Raw genomic sequence first — 16,674 nt, forward strand, 5'->3', positions numbered from 1 at the left:
GGAATTTCCCGTATATGAACCATATACGGGTGGGATGTGGGGTTTTGCAGACGGCCGGGAAGCGGCGAGGCGGGACGGCGGTCCTTACGGGCGTTCCAGGTACTTGAGCTTGTCGGCGACGCCGTTCCAGTCGTCGGCGCCTTCCAGCGGGCTGATGGACCGGTTGATGGGCTTGAAGCTGGGAGACAGCTCGGCGTTCAGGGGGATGTAGTCGAGCTGGTCCTGCGGGACGTCTTCCTCGGCGAAGATGGCGTTGGCGGGGCATTCGGGCACACAGACGGCGCAGTCGATGCATTCCTCGGGGTCGATCACCAGGAAGTTCGGCCCCTCGCGGAAACAATCCACGGGACAGACATCGACGCAGTCGGTGTACTTGCACTTGATACAGTTTTCGGTGACGACGTGGGTCATGGGGCACTCCGGGCTTGCAATCAGGGGCCTTGAAATAGGCCAGTGAGGATTTTACCGAATTTATCCGGGAGAACCCGAAGAGCCCGTGCGGGGGAGGTGGAGAAATGCCCCAATTTGAACCCGCCCCATGCCCCCACACTGCTACAGCAGCAAAGCAGCCAGGGTGCCGCCCAGTTCGGCGCCGCGTGCCAGCCAGTCCTCGGGCACGACCTTGGGCGCCAGGATGGCCTCGGGCGTCTGGGCCCGCATGGGCACGATCAGGGTGGGGGCGACGGCCTTCAGGCGCCAGCCGGTGCAGATGCGCTCGAGCTGCCGCCGGGCGCCGTCGCCATCGGATCCGGCGGTGATCATGGCGGCGTAAGGCCGGCCGTTGATCCGGTCCAGCACGTGATAGTAGTTGCGGTCCAGGCATTCCTTCATGGCGCCGCTGAGCGCCGCCAGGTTTTCGGGCGCGGCGAAGATATAGCCGTCGGCGGCGAGCAGGTTTTCGGCCCGCACGGTGTCGGCAGGCCGCACCTGCAGGTCGAAGCGGTCGCCCGCCTCGAGTTCGTCGGCCACGGCCTGCGCGCCTGCGGCCGCAGCCTGGGCCATCTGCCGGGCGGCGCCGGTGCGGGAATGCCAGATGATCAGCAATTGGGTCGTCATGGGGGACTCGGGGGCAGTCCTGCGTGGACGGGCTCACTCAAGTAGTATAGAGGTTCAGCGTCTGAAGGCCCTGTCAAAGGGCCTGTTTCCCCCTGTCCGGCACCATGAGCGTCTCCCAGCAGCCCGTTTCCGCAGATCCTTTCGGTCCCGAGTGGTTCCAGGCCGCCAGCGGCGGGCTGGACGATGCAGGCGCGGCGGTCCTGCAGCAGGCGGCCGACTGGGTGCGCGAGCCCCTGCGCGGCGCCCGGGCCAGCACGGGCGAAGCCCTGGATGCGCATGCGGCCTCGGTGGCCCTGATCCTGCGCGGCCTGGATTCGGACGCCGCCACGCGCGCGGCGGCCCTGCTGGCCGTGCAGCCGGTCCCGGTGGGCGAAGTGTCGCGCGCCGATCCGTTGCGCAAGGCCTTCGGCCCCGAGATCACGACCCTGGTGCAGGGCGTGCGTGCCCTGTTGCGCCTGGGCACCGTCGCCGGCCGGGCCGGCGACGTGTCGGGCACCGACCAGAAGGAAATGCAGCGCAAGATGCTGCTGGCCATGGCGGCGGACCTGCGCATCGTGCTGATGCGGCTCGCCTCGCGGCTGCAGTCGCTGCGCTGGTACGCGGCCAGCCGCACGCCCTGCCCGCCGGAATTCGCCCGCGAGACCATGGCCCTGTACACGCCGCTGGCCAACCGCCTGGGGATCTGGCAGATCAAATGGGAAATGGAAGACCTGTCCTTCCGCTTCCTGGAGCCGGACACCTACAAGTCCATCGCCCGGCAGCTCGAAGAAAAGCGCGTCGAACGCGAGGCCTTCATCGAGGACGTCATGGCGCGTCTGCGGGCGGCGCTGGAAGAAGCCGGGATCCGGGCCGAGCTCAGCGGCCGGCCCAAGCACATCTACAGCATCTGGAACAAGATGCGCATCAAGCACCTGGAATTCCGCCAGTTGTTCGACCTGCGCGCCCTCCGGGTCATCGTCGAGGACGAGCGGGCCTGCTATGCCGCGCTGGCCCTCGTGCATGCGCTGTGGACGCCGGTGCCCGAGGAATTCGACGACTACATCGCCCGTCCCAAGCCCAACGGCTACCGTTCCCTGCACACCGTGGTGGCCGATGCCGAGGGCCGGGCCTTCGAAGTCCAGATCCGCACCCGCGACATGCACCATTTCGCCGAATACGGGATGGCGGCGCACTGGCGCTACAAGGAAGCGGGCGCCCGGGGCGGCCAGGTGGCCGCCGCCGGCGAATACGACCAGAAGATCGCCTGGATGCGCCAGCTGCTGTCCTGGAAGGACGAGGGCGGGGCTGCGCCTTCGCCCGAAGCGCAGCCGGATGCGCGCATCTACGTCATGACGCCCCAGGCGCGCGTGCTCGAACTGCCCGCCGGGTCGACGCCTGTGGATTTTGCCTACCTGCTGCACACCGACCTGGGCCATCGCTGCCGGGGCGCGCGGGTCGACGGCCAGATCGTGCCGCTGTCCACTCCCCTGCGCACGGGCCAGACCGTGGAGATCACCGCCGCCAAGTCCGGCGGCCCCTCGCGCGACTGGCTCAATCCCCAGCTCGGCTATCTGGCCAGTCCGCGCGCCCGGGCCAAGGTCAGGGCCTGGTTCAATGCCGTCGAGCTGCAGCAGCGCATCGCCCAGGGCCAGGCCATGGTCGAAAAGGAACTGCAGCGCCTGGGCCGCACCGCCATCAACCAGGAACACCTGGCCCAGCAGCTGGGTTTCGCCCGCGCCGACGATCTGTACGTGGCGGCGGCCAAGGAAGAATTCAGCCTGCGGCAGATCGATCACGTTCTGCGCGACCCCGAGCCCGCCCGCGAGCAGCCCGACGAGGCCCGCGTCTATGCCAGCGATGCCGGCAGCGTTGCCCGCACGGGCAAGAGCGGGGTGCTGGTGGTCGGGGTCGATTCCCTGATGACGCAGCTGGCGCGCTGCTGCCGGCCCGTGCCGCCCGACGACATCGAGGGCTTCGTCACGCGTGGCCGGGGGGTGTCGATACACCGCCGCGACTGCCCGTCCTGGGCGGCACTGGCGCAGCGTCATCCCGAACGCTGCATCGAGGTCACGTGGGGCAAGACCGGCGAGACCATGTATCCCGTGGACCTGAGCATCCATGCCCAGGACAGGCCCAACCTGCTGCGCGACCTGTCCGAGGTCTTCGCGCGGCTGCGGCTGCGGGTGGTGCGCGTCACGACCCACAGCCGCCGTTCGCTGGCGCACATGGTGTTCACCGTCGAGGTGCGCGACGGCGAGCAGATCCGCCAGGCGCTGGCTGCCGTCAACGAACTGCCCGGCGTCCAGGCAGGGCGGCAGTGATCCGGCCCGGGCGCCGGCACCCTCGGCCGCCGCAGGCCCCGGCCCGTACGGGGCTGTTAAAATGCCCGTTTGGCCCGTGCGTGCGCCTGGAAAACCCGGCGGCGCCTTTGATGCGAGACTGGACTTGAAACCCTATCATTTGCCGGATGCCCAGGGGCATTTCGGGAAGTTCGGCGGTTCATTCGTCGCCGAGACGCTCGTGCACGCCCTGGATGCGTTGCGCGAAGCCTATGCGCGCTATCGCGACGACCCCGATTTCCAGCGCGAATTCGCCTACGAGCTGGAGCACTTCGTCGGCCGGCCCAGTCCGGTCTACCACGCGCGGCGCTGGTCCGAACAACTGGGCGGCGCGCAGATCTGGTTCAAGCGCGAAGACCTGAACCACACCGGCGCCCACAAGGTCAACAACTGCATCGGCCAGGCCCTGCTCGCCAGGCGCATGGGCAAGCCGCGCGTGATCGCCGAGACCGGTGCGGGCCAGCACGGGGTGGCCACGGCCACCGTGGCGGCGCGCTACGGCATGGAATGCGTGGTCTACATGGGCAGCGAGGACGTCCGCCGACAAGCGTCCAACGTCTACCGCATGAAGCTGCTGGGCGCCTCGGTGGTGCCCGTCGAATCGGGCTCGCGCACCCTGAAGGACGCCCTGAACGAGGCCATGCGCGACTGGGTCACCAATGTCGAGGACACCTTCTACATCATCGGCACCGTGGCCGGCCCGGATCCCTATCCCCGCATGGTGCGCGACTTCCAGACCATCATCGGCCGCGAATGCCGCGAACAGATGCCGCGCGACGCAGGCCGCCAGCCCGACTATGTGATCGCCGCGGTGGGTGGCGGGTCGAATGCCATCGGCATCTTCCATCCCTACATCGAGGACGAATCCGTCCAGCTGATCGGCGTCGAGGCCGCCGGCGAAGGCCTGGACACGGGCCGACACGCGGCGTCGCTGAACCGTGGCGTGGTGGGGGTGCTGCATGGCAACCGCACCTACCTGCTGCAGGATGCGCACGGCCAGATCACCGAAACCCATTCCGTATCCGCCGGCCTGGACTATCCGGGCGTCGGTCCCGAACACGCCTGGCTGCACGACAGCGGGCGCGCGCAGTACGTCGGCATCACCGACCAGGAAGCCCTGGCCGCCTTTCACGACTGCTGCCGCATCGAAGGCATCATGCCTGCCCTGGAATCCTCGCACGCCATCGCCCAGGCGGTGAAGCTTGCCCCGACCCTGCCACGCGACCGGATCATCCTGGTCAACCTGTCGGGCCGGGGCGACAAGGACATGCACACCGTGGCCGAATACAGCGGCATCACGCTCTGAGGCTCAGGAACCCATGACCACGACTTCTTCCAATGCCCGTCTGGCGGCCCGCTTCTCTTCGCTGGCGGGGCGGGCGGCCTTGATCTCCTATGTGACGGCGGGCGATCCCCTGGTGGCGTCCACACCGGCGTTGATGCACGCCCTGGCGGCGGCCGGCGCCGATGTGATCGAGCTGGGCGTGCCGTTTTCCGACCCCATGGCCGACGGCCCGGTGATCCAGCAGGCCGGAGAGCGCGCCATTGCCGCGGGCGTCAGCCTGGAATCCGTGCTGGGCTTCGTGGCCGAATTCCGCCGCCAGGACACCGAGACCCCGGTCGTCCTGATGGGCTATGCCAATCCCGTCGAATGCATGGGCCAGGAAGCCTTCGTGCAGCGGGCCGCCCAGGCCGGTGTCGATGGCGTGCTGACCGTGGACTACACGCCCGAGGAATCGGCCGGATTCGCTGCCTTGCTTGGGCAGGCCGGCCTGGACCCCATCTACCTGCTGGCGCCGACGTCCGTCGATTCCCGCATCCGCGACGTCGCCCGCCTGGCCCGGGGCTATGTCTATTACGTTTCACTCAAGGGCGTGACTGGCGCCGGTCACCTGGATACCGACGACGTGGCGCGCCGCCTGGCCGAAATCCGCCGCCACGTGCGCATCCCCGTGGGCGTGGGCTTCGGCATCCGCGATGCCGACAGCGCCGCACGCGTGGCCCGGCACGCCGATGCCGTGGTGATCGGCAGCAAAATCATACAGATCATCGAGGAAGCGTCCCTGCGCGACGGCCCGCAGGCGGCCATCGGTGCGGCCGCCCAGTGGCTGGCCCAGGTGCGCCAGGCCATAGAACCCATCCGGAAAGAAGGTTGACCATGAGCTGGTTTGAAAAAATCCTCCCCCCGCGCATCAACCGCAACAGCGATTCGGCCTCCAAGCGGGTGCCCGAAGGCCTGTGGGTAAAATGCCCGTCCTGCGAATCCGTCCTCTATAAAGAAGACCTGCAGGCAACCCTGAACGTCTGCCCCAAGTGCAGCCACCACATGCGGATCGGCGCCCGGGCACGCATCGACGCCCTGCTGGACCCCGAAGGCCGCGAGGAAATCGGCGCCCAGACCCGCCCCATGGATCCGTTGAAGTTCAAGGATTCGCGCAAATACCCGGAACGCCTGACCGAAGCAGCCAAGCAGACCGGCGAGACCGAAGCGCTGGTGGTGATGAGCGGCACGGTGCTGTCGGTGCCCACGGTGCTGGCGTGCTTCGAATTCGCCTTCATGGGGGGATCGATGGGTTCGGTGGTGGGCGAGCGTTTCGCCCGGGGCGTCCAGGTGTCCATCGACCGGCGGATGCCTTTCGTCTGCGTGTCGTCGTCGGGCGGTGCGCGCATGCAGGAATCCCTGTTCTCGCTGATGCAGATGGCCAAGACCACCGCCATGCTGCACCAGCTGTCCGAGGCCGGCCTGCCGTTCATCAGCATCCTCACCGACCCGACCATGGGCGGGGTGTCGGCTTCCTTCGCCTTCATGGGCGACGTGGTCCTGGCCGAACCCAATGCCCTGATCGGTTTCGCGGGTCCGCGCGTGATCGAGCAGACCGTGCGCGAGAAGCTGCCGGAAGGTTTCCAGCGCGCCGAATTCCTGCTCCAGAAGGGCGCCATCGACCGGGTGGTCGATCGCCGCGAGATGCAGGCCGAACTGGCGCATCTGCTGGCGCTGTTCACCCGCCAGCCGATCGAGGTCGTGAAGGCCGCCTGACGCCAGCCGGCGGCTGCCGCCCCAGGGCGGCATGCAGGAACGGCAACGCCGTCTCCCCAATGAAAAATGCCCGAAGCAAGCGCTTCGGGCATTTTTTCGTGGGTGGGAAGCCTTAGTGCGTGGTTTCCACCTGCTGCAGCGGTTCGTCCTGCGTGCGGGCCACCGGCTTGCGGGCTCGGCCCAGGGGCTTGGGCGGTGCGGGCGGCACATAGGGCGCGGTGGAGCGGGTCTCGACCATCTGCATGCCGGCGGCCTGCAGGGTTTCGTCCAGCGAGGCCAGGGAGATCGGCCGGGATGGTTCCTGCACTGGCGCGGCGGATGCGGTTTCCTGCACATCAGGTTCCCTGTCTTGCGCAGCCGCGGTGTGCTCGGCGGTCACGACCGTTTCCTGGGGCTCGGCCTGGGGCGCCGTATCGGCGGCCGGGGCGGCGTCTTCCGCCACCGGCTCGGCCGCAGGCGTGGGCTCGGCCACGGGTGCGGTTTCGACTGCGGTTTTGGCGGCCGGCTCCTGCCGGACGGGCTCGACCGCTTGCGGCGGCACGGCGTGTGCGAACGGAGCGGCGGCGGGGGCTTCATCGGCCACGGGCTGGGTTTCGGCCAAGGCAGGTGCCGGCACATCGACGGCTTCGGCCTGCGCGGGCTGGGCAGCCGGCGTTTCGGCCGGTACCGGCGCGGCGGGTGCATCGGCGGTCAGCACTTCGGGATCGAAACGCGGTGTTTCGTGCGTTTCGATGGCCGGCGTGTCGTCTTCGGTGGCGATGGACGCGGTTTCGGTGGAAGCCGAGTCGGCGGCATCGCTGCTGCGGCGGCCACGGCGGCCGCGACGACGGCGGCGTTTGCGTTCCGGATCCGGGGTATCCAGGTCGGTGTCGGCTTCGGCGTCCACGGCCGGGCCGGCGACGGGGGTGTCGTCATCCTGCGCGTCGGCGTCGGGCGTGCTCTGCGGCGCATCGGGCAGGCCGTAGGGGTTCGCGGCGGACTGGGGCCGGGCCTGGGGAGCGGCCGATTCGTCGGCCGGGGCGACAGCCTGTTCGGCCTGCAGGGCGATCGTTTCGCCGGACAGGGCGGCCGATTCGGCCGGGCGGTTGCGGCCGCGGCCGCGGCGGTTGCGGCCACGGCGCGGTTCGGCGGTTTCGTCATGGAGCTCGACGGCGGAAGCTTCCGCCTGGACCGGCTGGGCGATGTCCTGGGCCGGGCGTTCGCGGCGGGCGGCGGGGCGGCCTTCCGTGCGTTCGGCACGTTCCGTGCGTCCGGCACGTTCGCCGCGCGGGGCGTCGGAGCGGCGTTCGCCCCGGCGTCCACCGTTGCGGCCCGCGCCGTTGCGCCGGCGGCCGTCGCCGGATTCGCGCGCCGGCGCGGCGGCTGGTTCGGGGGCAGGGGTGGCCGTGCCGGAGGCGGAGCCCGTGATCCAGCCGATCAGGCGCTTGAGCAGACCGCCCTGCGGGGCAGCGGGCGCGGCGGTGGCGGGGGCTGCCTCGGCAGCGCGAGGCGCGCGTTCCACGTGGGCCGGTGCCGGCTGGGCGGGCTGGATGCCCTTGACCAGGGCTTCGGGCCGGGCCTTGGCTTCCTGGGCCTTGTTCGGCTGCCAGATGAGCTTGTCCTCGGGTTCCTGCGCGAGTTCGAAACTGGTCTTGTTCTCGTCCAGGCGCGGGTCGTCGTGGCGCAGGCGTTCGATGTGGTGGTGCGGGGTTTCCAGCGACTTGTTGGGGATGAGGACCAGATTGACCTTCAGGCGGGATTCGATCTGGCTGATGTCGCGGCGCTTTTCATTGAGCAGGAAGGTGGCGACGTCGACCGGCACCTGGGCGTGCAGGGCGGCCGTGCCTTCCTTCATGGCTTCTTCCTGGAGCAGGCGCAGCACGTGCAGGGCGCTGGACTCGGCGTCGCGGATCACGCCGGTGCCGGTGCAGCGCGGGCAGGTGACGTGCGAACCTTCGTTCAAGGCCGGGCGCAGCCGCTGGCGGGACAGCTCCATCAGGCCGAAGCGGGAAATCTTGCCCATCTGGACACGGGCGCGGTCGAAATGCAGGGCATCGCGCAGGCGCTGTTCGACGGCGCGCTGGTTCTTGCTGTCCTCCATGTCGATGAAGTCGATCACGATCAGGCCGCCCAGGTCCCGCAGGCGCAGCTGCCGCGCGACTTCGTCGGCCGCTTCCTGGTTGGTGCGCAGGGCGGTTTCCTCGATGTCGGCGCCGCGCGTCGAACGCGCGGAGTTGACGTCCACCGCCACCAGGGCCTCGGTGTGGTCGATCACGATGGCGCCGCCCGAAGGCAGCGTGACCGTGCGCGAGTAGGCGGTCTCGATCTGGTGTTCGATCTGGAAGCGGGAAAACAGGGGCACGTCGTCGCGGTAGCGTTTCACGCGGTTGACGTTGTCGGGCATGACCACGCTCATGAACGCGGTCGCCTGGTCGTGGATGTCGTCCGTATCGATCAGGATTTCACCGATTTCGGGCGAAAAATAATCGCGGATGGCGCGGATCACCAGGCTGGATTCCAGGTAGATCAGGATCGGTGCCTTGTTCTCGCGGGCGGCCGCGTCGATGGCGCTCCAGAGCTGCAGCAGGTAGTTCAGGTCCCATTGCAGTTCCTCGACGCTGCGGCCGATGCCGGCGGTGCGGGCAATCATGCTCATGCCGGAAGGGATTTCCAGCTGATCCATGGTTTCGCGCAGTTCCTGGCGGTCCTCGCCCTCGACGCGGCGCGACACGCCGCCGCCGCGCGGGTTGTTGGGCATCAGCACCAGGTAGCGGCCGGCCAGGGAAATGAAGGTGGTCAGGGCGGCGCCCTTGTTGCCGCGCTCTTCCTTTTCGACCTGGATGATGAGTTCCTGGCCTTCGGTCAGGGCGTCCTGGATGCGGGCGGTGCGCACATCCACGCCTTCCTTGAAGTAGCTGCGGGCGACTTCCTTGAAGGGCAGGAAGCCGTGGCGGTCTTCGCCGTAGTTGACGAAGCAGGCTTCCAGGCCCGGTTCGATCCGGGTGATGACGCCCTTGTAGATGTTGCCTTTGCGCTGTTCGCGCCCGGCGGTCTCGATGTCCAGATCGATCAGCTTCTGGCCATCGACAATCGCGACGCGTAGTTCTTCTTGGTGCGTCGCATTGAACAGCATGCGTTTCATGAGTGGGTTTCTCCGTAGTCAGGGCGCGCCGGATTCGGCGCACGGCCACGGGTCACTCGGTGTGCGATGCAGCAGTCTGCGAGGAGATCGGTGCGCTGACGAGGTCAGGCCGCGCCGGTCTCCTGGGGAGGGGGCACGGTGCGCCGGTAGGCGCAAGGTTCTGTCAGCAGGGAGGTCAAGGGCACGATGCGTGATTGACGAAATGATTGCTGGGAACGGCGAACGCGGGCTGTGGGCCGCATCCGGTGCGGAAGAGCGAGCAGAATCTGCAGCGTCGCACGCGGCCTGACGTCGATTCCTGCGCCCGGCGGCAGTGCGCGGGGGAAGGGAACCGGGACGGAGCCGGCGACCAAGGACCTGGAGGCTGGAAGTGAGGCAGTACAATGGGGTCCCTGCTGCCAGACGGAGATGCATCCATTGCGTCTCTACGCCCGGCGGTTTCCAGCCTCTATGGGCTGTTGCGATTATATGCCGCTTTTCCCTATGCGCAAAATAGTTGATCCCCCCGCTTCGCCGCCGTCCGTCCGTCTGGTGGCCGTGGGGACCGAACACGAAGGGCAGCGGCTGGATAATTTCCTGTTCAGGCTCTGCAAGGGCGTGCCCAAGAGCCACGTCTACAAGGCCATCCGCGACGGCCAGGTGCGGGTCAACAAGGGCCGTTGCCGGGCCGAGACGCGCCTGTCGGCCGGCGATTCCGTTCGCATCCCGCCGCTGCGCCTGCCCGCGCCGGGGACGTCGGCGCCGGTGCCGCCGGCAGCCTTTCCCGTGCTGTATGAAGACGCCCACCTGCTGGTGATCGACAAGCCCGCCGGCGTGGCCGTGCATGGCGGCAGCGGGGTGTCCTTCGGCGTGATCGAGCAATTGCGCGCGGCGCGTCCCGAAGAACGCCTGCTGGAACTGGCGCACCGCCTGGACCGGGAGACATCCGGGGTGCTGATGGTGGCGCGCAGCCGCAAGGCCCTGGTGGCCCTGCACGACATGATGCGCGAGAGCAGGGGCCGCAAGCACTACCTGGCGCTGGTCGTGGGCGACTGGGTCAACGACCGCCAGCACATCCGGCTGCCCCTGTTGAAATACCTGACGCCGGACGGCGAGCGCCGGGTGCGCGTCGACGCCCTGGGCAAGCCCGCCCATACCATCGTCACCCTGCGGCACCGCTACGCCGGGCGCTATTCCCTGGTGGGGGCCGAACTGCGCACCGGGCGCACCCACCAGATCCGGGTGCATCTGGCGGCGCAGGGGCATCCGATCGCCGGCGACGAGAAATACGGGCCGGATGAGATTCGCGCCGCCCTGGCCGCCCAGGGTTTCCGGCGCATGTTCCTGCATGCGCACCGGCTGGAGATCCCGCATCCGGTTTCCGGCGAACCCCTGGTTTTCGAAGCCCCGCTGCCGCCCGCCTGCCTGGCGCTGCTGGACCATCTGGAACACGACCGTCCATGACCTCCCCGAGCCTGCCGGAAAAACAATATCGCGCCGTGATCTTCGACTGGGACGGCACCCTGCTGGATTCCACGCACCATATCGTCGGGGCGCTGCTGGGGGCCTGCCGCGACCTGGGCCTGCGCGAACCATCGCGCGAAGAGGCCGGCTGGGTGATCGGGCTGTCGCTGCAGGCGGCCTTGTACCGCCTGGTGCCGGACCTGGGCGCCGATCGTGTGGACATTTTCGTCCAGCGCTATCGCGCCCACTTCATGGCGCTGCAGCATGAAATGCGCCTGTTCGAGGGTCAGGATCTCCTGCTGCGCGAACTGAGCGCGGGCGGCGCGGTGCTGGGCGTGGCCACGGGCAAGAGCCGCCGCGGCCTGGACGAATCGATCGAACGGCTGGGCCTGCGCGACCTGTTTCGCGCCACGCGCACGGCCGACGAAGCGCGCGGCAAGCCGGATCCGGATATGCTGTTGCAGTTGCTTGCCGAACTGGGCCTGGCGCCGGAATCGGTGCTGATGGTGGGCGATACCACGCATGATGTCCTGATGGCGCGCGCCGCCGGAGTGGACAGCCTGGCGGTCGCCTATGGGGCCCACGCACCGTCGCTGCTGGAATCGGCCGGGCCGACGGCGCTGGTGGCCACGGTGCCCGACATGCAGGCCTGGATCCGGTCGCGAGCGGGCTGAACCCCGCCGGAATCGACTGTTTTCCTGCGCGGCGCCGAACTTTTTTCTCTGGCGGCGATCTAATCCGGATTGCCACTCTGCAGGTGGATCATCATGCGCGCACCCTGGGAAATCGGTATTCCGCCCTCTGAAATCACGCCCGAGTCCGTCTGGTTGTCGCGACGGCGCTGGCTGCGGCAGGCCGCCCTGGGGTCGCTGGCGCTGGGCGCCGGTGGCCTGGCCAGGGCGGTGCCTGCCGATGGGCTCGAAGGCGCCGTGCTGGAAGCCCCGCGCGATGCCCGCTGGTCGACCGATGAGTCGCCCAATCGCTGGAAGGACATCACCACCTACAACAATTTCTACGAGTTCGGCACCGGCAAGGGCGACCCGGCCGAATATGCCGGCCGGATGCGGCTCGAGCCCTGGACGGTGCGGATCGACGGCGCCGTGCGCAAGCCCATGACCCTGGACGTGGATGCGCTGCGGCGCCTGGCGCCCCTGGAAGAGCGCGTCTACCGGCTGCGCTGTGTCGAGGCCTGGTCCATGGTGGTGCCCTGGACGGGTTATTCCCTGTCCCACCTGCTGCGCCAGGTCGAGCCGACGGCGGACGCCCGCTATGTGGTGTTCACGACCGCGCTGCAGCCCGATGCCATGCCGGGCGTGGCGGCCGGGGTCCTGGACTGGCCCTATGTCGAGGGCCTGCGCATGGACGAGGCCATGCATCCGCTGGCGCTGCTGACCTTCGGCGTCTACGGACGCGTCCTGCCGCCCCAGAACGGCGCGCCCTTGCGGGTGGTCGTGCCGTGGAAATACGGTTTCAAGTCGGCCAAGTCGCTGGTCGGGATCCATCTGCAGGCCGAGCCGCCCGTCACCAGCTGGATGCGTGCCGCACCGCGGGAATACGGGTTCTATGCCAACGTGAACCCGGCGGTGCCGCATCCCCGCTGGAGCCAGGAAACCGAACGCCGCATCGGAGCCGGTTTCTTCGCGCCCCGCCTGCCCACGCAGCCCTTCAACGGTTATGCCGAGTCGGTGGCCGGGCTGTATGCGGGCATGGATCTGGCGCGCAACTTCTGATGGGTGCGCGTGCAGCCGGCATGCAGTCCGCCGCGCCGGGGGCCGGCGCGCGCCGGCCGCGTCCGGGCGGGGGGCGGCTCCTGGGGGTCTGCATCCATGCCTGCGGTTTGTTTCCCCTGCTGCGATGGTTCGCACTCGGGGCGGCCGGGGGGTTGGGGGCCAATCCGCAGGAATTCCTGACCCGTTCCTCGGGCATCTGGGCGTTGGCGCTGCTCTGGGCCACGCTGGCCGTGACGCCGGCGCGCCGGCTGGGCTGGACGAGCCTGCTGCGCCATAGGCGCAAGCTGGGCCTGTATGCATTCTTCTATACCGTGCTGCACGTCCTGGCCTGGGCGGTCTGGGACCGCGGCGGTGTGCCGGCCGCGATGTGGGAAGACCTGTGGCGGCGCGACTTCATCGGCGTGGGCGCTCTGGCCGTGCTGTGCCTGGTCCCGCTGGCGCTGACGTCCACCCAGGGCTGGATGCGGCGCCTGGGGCGCGGCTGGAAGCGCCTGCATACACTGGTCTATCCCGCCGCTGCCCTGTCGGTGCTGCATTTCGACTGGATGCGGGCGGGGAAGAACGACTTCCTGGAACCGCGCCTGTACGCCCTGGTGCTGGCCCTGCTGCTGGCCGCGCGCCTGCCGGGGTGGTGGCGTGGCTGGCGCACGGCGCGGCGCGGCGCCCCGGGCAGCCAGGGCTGAGACCACCACCCCGGCCGGCTTCAGCTGGCCAGGTACAGGAACAGCGTCGGCTTGCGTTCGAAATCCGGCGGCCCGGCCTTGCGCCACTGGGCGATGGTGCGCGTGGCGATGGCCTCGTCGTCGCAGGTCAGGGAACTGGCGATGCACAGCCGGGTCGTGTCGCGCAGGGTGCGCAGCAGGGCCTCGAAGAGCGCGCTGTTCCGGTAGGGCGTTTCGATCAGGATCTGGGTCTGCTGCTGCTTGTGGGATGCCGATTCCCAGGCGCGCAGCTGGGCGTCGCGCTCGTGCGCCTTGACCGGCGCGTAGCCATGGAAGGCGAAGCGCTGGCCCTGCAGGCCGCTGGCCATCAGCCCCAGCATGATGGACGAAGGCCCGGTCCAGGGCACGACCCGGATGCCGGCGGCGTGCGCCTGGGCCACGACCAGCGCGCCCGGGTCCGCCACGGCGGGGCAGCCGGCTTCCGAAACCAGGCCGATGTCTTCGCCTGCGGGCACGCCGTTCAGCCAGGCGCGGATTTCCGCGGCCTGCGTGTCCGGCTTCAGGGTATGGATGAGGATTTCCTGGAGCGGAACGGTGGTTTCGACCTGCTTCAGGAAGGCGCGCGCCGATTTCGCGTTTTCGGCGATGAAGCAGCGCAGCGTGGCGGCGATTTCGCGGGCGGCGAGCGGCAGCCAGCGCCCGGGGTCGGCCTGGCCCAGGCCGACGGGGATCAGGTGCAATGTGGTCATGGTTGTCCGTTCCCGGTGTGGGCGCCCAGCGGTTCCAGGCCGAAGGCCCGCAGCATGCGGCACAGGGCGATCAGGGGCAGGCCGATCAGGGCGGTGGGATCGTCGCTGCGCATGCGCTCCATCAGGGCCACGCCCAGGCATTCGGCCTTGGCGCTTCCGGCCGTATCATATGGCTGCTCGACGCGCAGGTAGTGTTCGATCCGGGCGTCGTCCAGGGCCAGGAAGCGGCATTCGGTCGGCACGTGTTCCAGCAGATGGCGCTGCCCGTCGGTGACGCACAGGGCCGTATGAAACAGGACGTCGTGGCCGCCGAAGCGGCGCAGCTGTTCGCGGGCTGCCTCGAAGGATCCCGGCTTGCCGACGGGTTCGCCCTGGAACGCGGCGACCTGGTCCGAACCGATCACCAGGGCGCCAGGGTTGCGCGCAGCGATCGCGGCGGCCTTTTCCCTGGCCAGGCGCAACGACAGGTCGAGCGGCGTTTCGCCCGGCAGGGGGCTTTCGTCGATGTCCGGGGATTGGACCGAAAAGGGCAGGTTCAGCCGCTGCAGCAAGGCGCGGCGGTAAGGTGAACTGGAGGCCAGTATGAGCGGCATGGGGAAATCCTGGTAAGCGTGCGCCAGTTTACCGTGCGGAGCGGGTCTGCGAGTAAACATTGACCCTGTGCCCTGGGATCGAGTATCATCTAAAGTTTTCCCGAGCAACAAAACTTCATGGTCATCGATGCGATCGGGTTCGCACGGGCCGGACAGGCCCTGGATGGCGTCGTGCGAGCGGACCGGTTCGCGCGCCTGTGCCAGGATCTGCCCGAACCCCAGGACCACGATATCCGCTGGCAGGTGCGCGGGCGGGCCGATGCGTCGTCCGGCCAGTCCTGGCTGGATGTCGAGGCCAGCGGCCCCGTGCGGGTCGTCTGCCAGCGCTGCCTGGAAGTCTTCAGCCTGACGCTGCGGGTGTCCAGCGCGCTGGGCCTGGTGGAAACCCAGGCGCAGCTCGATGCCATGGATGCGCTCGAAACCGAAGGCCGTGGCCCCGAGATCGAATACCTCGTGGCCGAGCAGCGCCTGGATGTCCTGGGCCTGGTCGAAGACGAGCTGATCCTGGCGCTGCCCTATGCTCCCCGCCACGATGTGTGTCCGGGAGACGGGGATGTGCCGGAAGCGCCCCGGCGCCCCTCGCCGTTCGCTGTCCTGGAACGGCTTGGGAAAGACTGAATTTTTCGTTTAACACACGGGCTTGTGCTTACCTTAAAATGAGCGGCCCCGATCACAGGAGTCATCATGGCTGTCCAGCAAAACAAAAAGAGCCCGTCCAAGCGCGGCATGCATCGTTCGCACGATTTCCTCACGGCTCCCGCCACGGCCATCGAGCCCACGACCGGTGAACTGCACCTGCGCCACCACATCAGCCCGAACGGCATCTATCGCGGCCGCAAGGTCCTGAAGACCAAGAACGACGAATAAGCCATCCGCGCCTAGGTTCCTCCACGCGCCGATGTCCCATTCCAATCCGACCATCGCCATCGATTGCATGGGCGGCGACCATGGCTTGCCGGTCACCGTGCCGGCGGCGATGGCGTTCGCCCAGTCGCACCCCGATACCCGGTGCCTGCTGGTCGGCGACGAGGCACTGATCCGCCAGGCCCTGCAGCAGAACGCGGCGGCGGCCGGCCAGTTCGAGATCCTGCATGCCTCCGAAGTCGTCACCATGCACGATTCGGTGGAAGTCGCCCTGCGCCGCAAGAAAGACTCTTCGATGCGGGTGGCGGTGCAGGCCGTGAAGGACGGCCGCGCCGATGCCGCCGTATCGGCCGGCAACACCGGCGCCTGGATGGCGATCTCCCGCTACGTGCTCAAGACGCTGGACGGCATCGACCGACCGGCCATCGCCACCGCGCTGCCCAACCAGAACGGCGGGTCCACCACCGTGCTGGATCTCGGGGCCAATGTGGATTGCACGGCCGAGCACCTGCTGCAGTTCGGTCTCATGGGGGCCGCCCTGGTGTCCGCCGTGGACCGCCGCACACAGCCCTCCGTCGGCCTGCTGAACATCGGCGAGGAACTCATCAAGGGCAACGAGGTCGTCAAGCAGGCGGCCGACCTGCTGCGCGGCAGCGGCCTGAACTTCTACGGCAACGTGGAAGGCGACGACATCTTCAAGGGCACGGTGGACGTGGTCGTCTGCGACGGCTTCGTCGGCAACGTGGTCCTCAAATCCGTCGAAGGCCTGGCGCGCATGATCAGCGGCATGATGCGCGAGGAATTCCGCCGCAATCCCCTCACCATGGCCGCGGGCCTGGTGGCCACGCCCGTGCTGCAGCGCTTTCGCGCCCGCGTGGACAATCGCCGCTACAATGGGGCGGCCCTGCTGGGCCTGCGCGGCATCGTCATCAAGAGCCATGGCTCGGCCGACGCCTATGCCTATGGCCAGGCGCTGCAGCGTGCCCGCGAAGCCGTGCTCAACGGTCTCCTCGAAGGCACCATCCAGCGTCTTGAAGTCCTGCGCGGCCGGCTGCAAACCCCCGCAGCAGGCGACCCGGCCCCGACGGCCTAGCCTTCTTT

General features: G+C 68.5%; 16 protein-coding genes. 11 read left to right on the plus strand and 5 right to left on the minus strand.

What is annotated here, in order from left to right; genetic code table 11:
* Window positions 1-84: 84 nt before the first annotated feature.
* Both fdxA and ABD022_RS13030 read right to left on the minus strand, forming a co-directional pair.
* The gene (fdxA, locus tag ABD022_RS13025) at window positions 85-411 is read right to left on the minus strand and encodes a ferredoxin FdxA (protein ID WP_325127110.1); all 327 of its coding nucleotides are present in this window, start codon (window positions 409-411) and stop codon (window positions 85-87) included.
* 141 nt (window positions 412-552) lie between these two features.
* Window positions 553-1,056: an NAD(P)H-dependent oxidoreductase gene (locus ABD022_RS13030; RefSeq protein WP_325127112.1), complete on the minus strand. Its 504-nt coding sequence runs from the start codon at window positions 1,054-1,056 to the stop codon at window positions 553-555.
* Window positions 1,057-1,160: 104 nt separating this feature from the next.
* Between ABD022_RS13030 and ABD022_RS13035 the strand changes: the two genes are divergently transcribed.
* The 4 genes from ABD022_RS13035 (at window position 1,161) to accD (ending at window position 6,411) form a co-directional block, all read left to right on the plus strand.
* Entirely contained in the window at window positions 1,161-3,356 is a 2,196-nt protein-coding gene (locus tag ABD022_RS13035) for a RelA/SpoT family protein (RefSeq protein ID WP_325127114.1), read from the plus strand.
* Window positions 3,357-3,480: 124 nt separating this feature from the next.
* Complete coding sequence (trpB, locus tag ABD022_RS13040) at window positions 3,481-4,680, plus strand: tryptophan synthase subunit beta (RefSeq protein ID WP_325127116.1); 1,200 nt, start codon at window positions 3,481-3,483, stop codon at window positions 4,678-4,680.
* Between the two features lie 13 nt (window positions 4,681-4,693).
* Window positions 4,694-5,530: a tryptophan synthase subunit alpha gene (gene trpA / locus ABD022_RS13045; RefSeq protein ID WP_343821640.1), complete on the plus strand. Its 837-nt coding sequence runs from the start codon at window positions 4,694-4,696 to the stop codon at window positions 5,528-5,530.
* 2 nt (window positions 5,531-5,532) lie between these two features.
* A complete protein-coding gene (accD, locus tag ABD022_RS13050) occupies window positions 5,533-6,411 on the plus strand; it encodes an acetyl-CoA carboxylase, carboxyltransferase subunit beta (RefSeq protein WP_325127120.1) in 879 nt (292 codons plus the stop codon).
* Window positions 6,412-6,523: 112 nt separating this feature from the next.
* Here the strand turns inward: accD and ABD022_RS13055 are convergent, their stop codons facing one another.
* The gene (locus ABD022_RS13055) at window positions 6,524-9,532 is read right to left on the minus strand and encodes an Rne/Rng family ribonuclease (RefSeq protein WP_343821642.1); all 3,009 of its coding nucleotides are present in this window, start codon (window positions 9,530-9,532) and stop codon (window positions 6,524-6,526) included.
* 483 nt (window positions 9,533-10,015) lie between these two features.
* On the opposite strand from ABD022_RS13055, the gene ABD022_RS13060 reads away from it, so the two are divergent.
* The 4 genes from ABD022_RS13060 to ABD022_RS13075 all read left to right on the plus strand — a co-directional run bounded on the left by ABD022_RS13060 (window position 10,016) and on the right by ABD022_RS13075 (window position 13,388).
* Complete coding sequence (locus ABD022_RS13060) at window positions 10,016-10,975, plus strand: RluA family pseudouridine synthase (RefSeq protein ID WP_325127124.1); 960 nt, start codon at window positions 10,016-10,018, stop codon at window positions 10,973-10,975.
* Complete coding sequence (locus tag ABD022_RS13065; protein WP_325127126.1) at window positions 10,972-11,649, plus strand: HAD-IA family hydrolase; 678 nt, start codon at window positions 10,972-10,974, stop codon at window positions 11,647-11,649. The genes ABD022_RS13060 and ABD022_RS13065 overlap by 4 nt, the downstream gene beginning before the upstream one ends.
* A gap of 87 nt (window positions 11,650-11,736) precedes the next feature.
* A complete protein-coding gene (gene msrP, locus ABD022_RS13070) occupies window positions 11,737-12,705 on the plus strand; it encodes a protein-methionine-sulfoxide reductase catalytic subunit MsrP (protein ID WP_325127153.1) in 969 nt (322 codons plus the stop codon).
* Window positions 12,705-13,388, plus strand: a complete 684-nt coding sequence (locus ABD022_RS13075) for a protein-methionine-sulfoxide reductase heme-binding subunit MsrQ (protein WP_325127128.1) — start codon at window positions 12,705-12,707, stop codon at window positions 13,386-13,388. The genes msrP and ABD022_RS13075 overlap by 1 nt, the downstream gene beginning before the upstream one ends.
* Before the next feature lie 20 nt (window positions 13,389-13,408).
* On the opposite strand, the gene ABD022_RS13080 is transcribed toward ABD022_RS13075, so the two are convergent.
* Both ABD022_RS13080 and ABD022_RS13085 read right to left on the minus strand, forming a co-directional pair.
* On the minus strand, window positions 13,409-14,116 hold the full coding sequence (locus tag ABD022_RS13080) for an SAM-dependent methyltransferase (protein ID WP_325127130.1): 708 nt from the start codon (window positions 14,114-14,116) through the stop codon (window positions 13,409-13,411).
* Window positions 14,113-14,709 carry a Maf family nucleotide pyrophosphatase gene (locus ABD022_RS13085; RefSeq protein ID WP_343821645.1) on the minus strand — a complete coding sequence of 199 codons (597 nt, stop codon included), beginning with the start codon at window positions 14,707-14,709 and terminating at the stop codon, window positions 14,113-14,115. The genes ABD022_RS13080 and ABD022_RS13085 overlap by 4 nt, the downstream gene beginning before the upstream one ends.
* 117 nt (window positions 14,710-14,826) lie before the next feature.
* Here ABD022_RS13085 and ABD022_RS13090 point away from each other — a divergent pair, with 117 nt between their 5' ends.
* From ABD022_RS13090 to plsX, 3 genes are all read left to right on the plus strand, one after another.
* Window positions 14,827-15,327 carry a YceD family protein gene (locus ABD022_RS13090; RefSeq protein WP_325127133.1) on the plus strand — a complete coding sequence of 167 codons (501 nt, stop codon included), beginning with the start codon at window positions 14,827-14,829 and terminating at the stop codon, window positions 15,325-15,327.
* A 66-nt stretch (window positions 15,328-15,393) separates the two neighbouring features.
* On the plus strand, window positions 15,394-15,576 hold the full coding sequence (gene rpmF, locus ABD022_RS13095) for a 50S ribosomal protein L32 (RefSeq protein ID WP_043680877.1): 183 nt from the start codon (window positions 15,394-15,396) through the stop codon (window positions 15,574-15,576).
* Window positions 15,577-15,607: 31 nt separating this feature from the next.
* On the plus strand, window positions 15,608-16,666 hold the full coding sequence (plsX, locus tag ABD022_RS13100; protein ID WP_343821648.1) for a phosphate acyltransferase PlsX: 1,059 nt from the start codon (window positions 15,608-15,610) through the stop codon (window positions 16,664-16,666).
* Window positions 16,667-16,674: the final 8 nt, after the last annotated feature.

The organism is Castellaniella daejeonensis, assembly GCF_039523555.1.
Taxonomy (GTDB): Bacteria; Pseudomonadota; Gammaproteobacteria; order Burkholderiales; family Burkholderiaceae_B; genus Castellaniella; species Castellaniella daejeonensis.

What these genes read in the sequence shown, in the direction of transcription:
- rpmF (WP_043680877.1), top strand. Translation starts at nt 15,394, where the DNA reads ATGGCTGTCCAGCAAAACAAAAAGAGCCCGTCCAAGCGCGGCATGCAT.
- ABD022_RS13055 (WP_343821642.1), bottom strand. Translation starts at nt 9,532, where the DNA reads ATGAAACGCATGCTGTTCAATGCGACGCACCAAGAAGAACTACGCGTC.
- ABD022_RS13080 (WP_325127130.1), bottom strand. Translation starts at nt 14,116, where the DNA reads ATGACCACATTGCACCTGATCCCCGTCGGCCTGGGCCAGGCCGACCCC.
- accD (WP_325127120.1), top strand. Translation starts at nt 5,533, where the DNA reads ATGAGCTGGTTTGAAAAAATCCTCCCCCCGCGCATCAACCGCAACAGC.
- ABD022_RS13075 (WP_325127128.1), top strand. Translation starts at nt 12,705, where the DNA reads ATGGGTGCGCGTGCAGCCGGCATGCAGTCCGCCGCGCCGGGGGCCGGC.
- ABD022_RS13090 (WP_325127133.1), top strand. Translation starts at nt 14,827, where the DNA reads ATGGTCATCGATGCGATCGGGTTCGCACGGGCCGGACAGGCCCTGGAT.
- ABD022_RS13030 (WP_325127112.1), bottom strand. Translation starts at nt 1,056, where the DNA reads ATGACGACCCAATTGCTGATCATCTGGCATTCCCGCACCGGCGCCGCC.
- plsX (WP_343821648.1), top strand. Translation starts at nt 15,608, where the DNA reads ATGTCCCATTCCAATCCGACCATCGCCATCGATTGCATGGGCGGCGAC.
- fdxA (WP_325127110.1), bottom strand. Translation starts at nt 411, where the DNA reads ATGACCCACGTCGTCACCGAAAACTGTATCAAGTGCAAGTACACCGAC.
- ABD022_RS13035 (WP_325127114.1), top strand. Translation starts at nt 1,161, where the DNA reads ATGAGCGTCTCCCAGCAGCCCGTTTCCGCAGATCCTTTCGGTCCCGAG.
- ABD022_RS13065 (WP_325127126.1), top strand. Translation starts at nt 10,972, where the DNA reads ATGACCTCCCCGAGCCTGCCGGAAAAACAATATCGCGCCGTGATCTTC.
- ABD022_RS13085 (WP_343821645.1), bottom strand. Translation starts at nt 14,709, where the DNA reads ATGCCGCTCATACTGGCCTCCAGTTCACCTTACCGCCGCGCCTTGCTG.
- trpA (WP_343821640.1), top strand. Translation starts at nt 4,694, where the DNA reads ATGACCACGACTTCTTCCAATGCCCGTCTGGCGGCCCGCTTCTCTTCG.
- ABD022_RS13060 (WP_325127124.1), top strand. Translation starts at nt 10,016, where the DNA reads ATGCGCAAAATAGTTGATCCCCCCGCTTCGCCGCCGTCCGTCCGTCTG.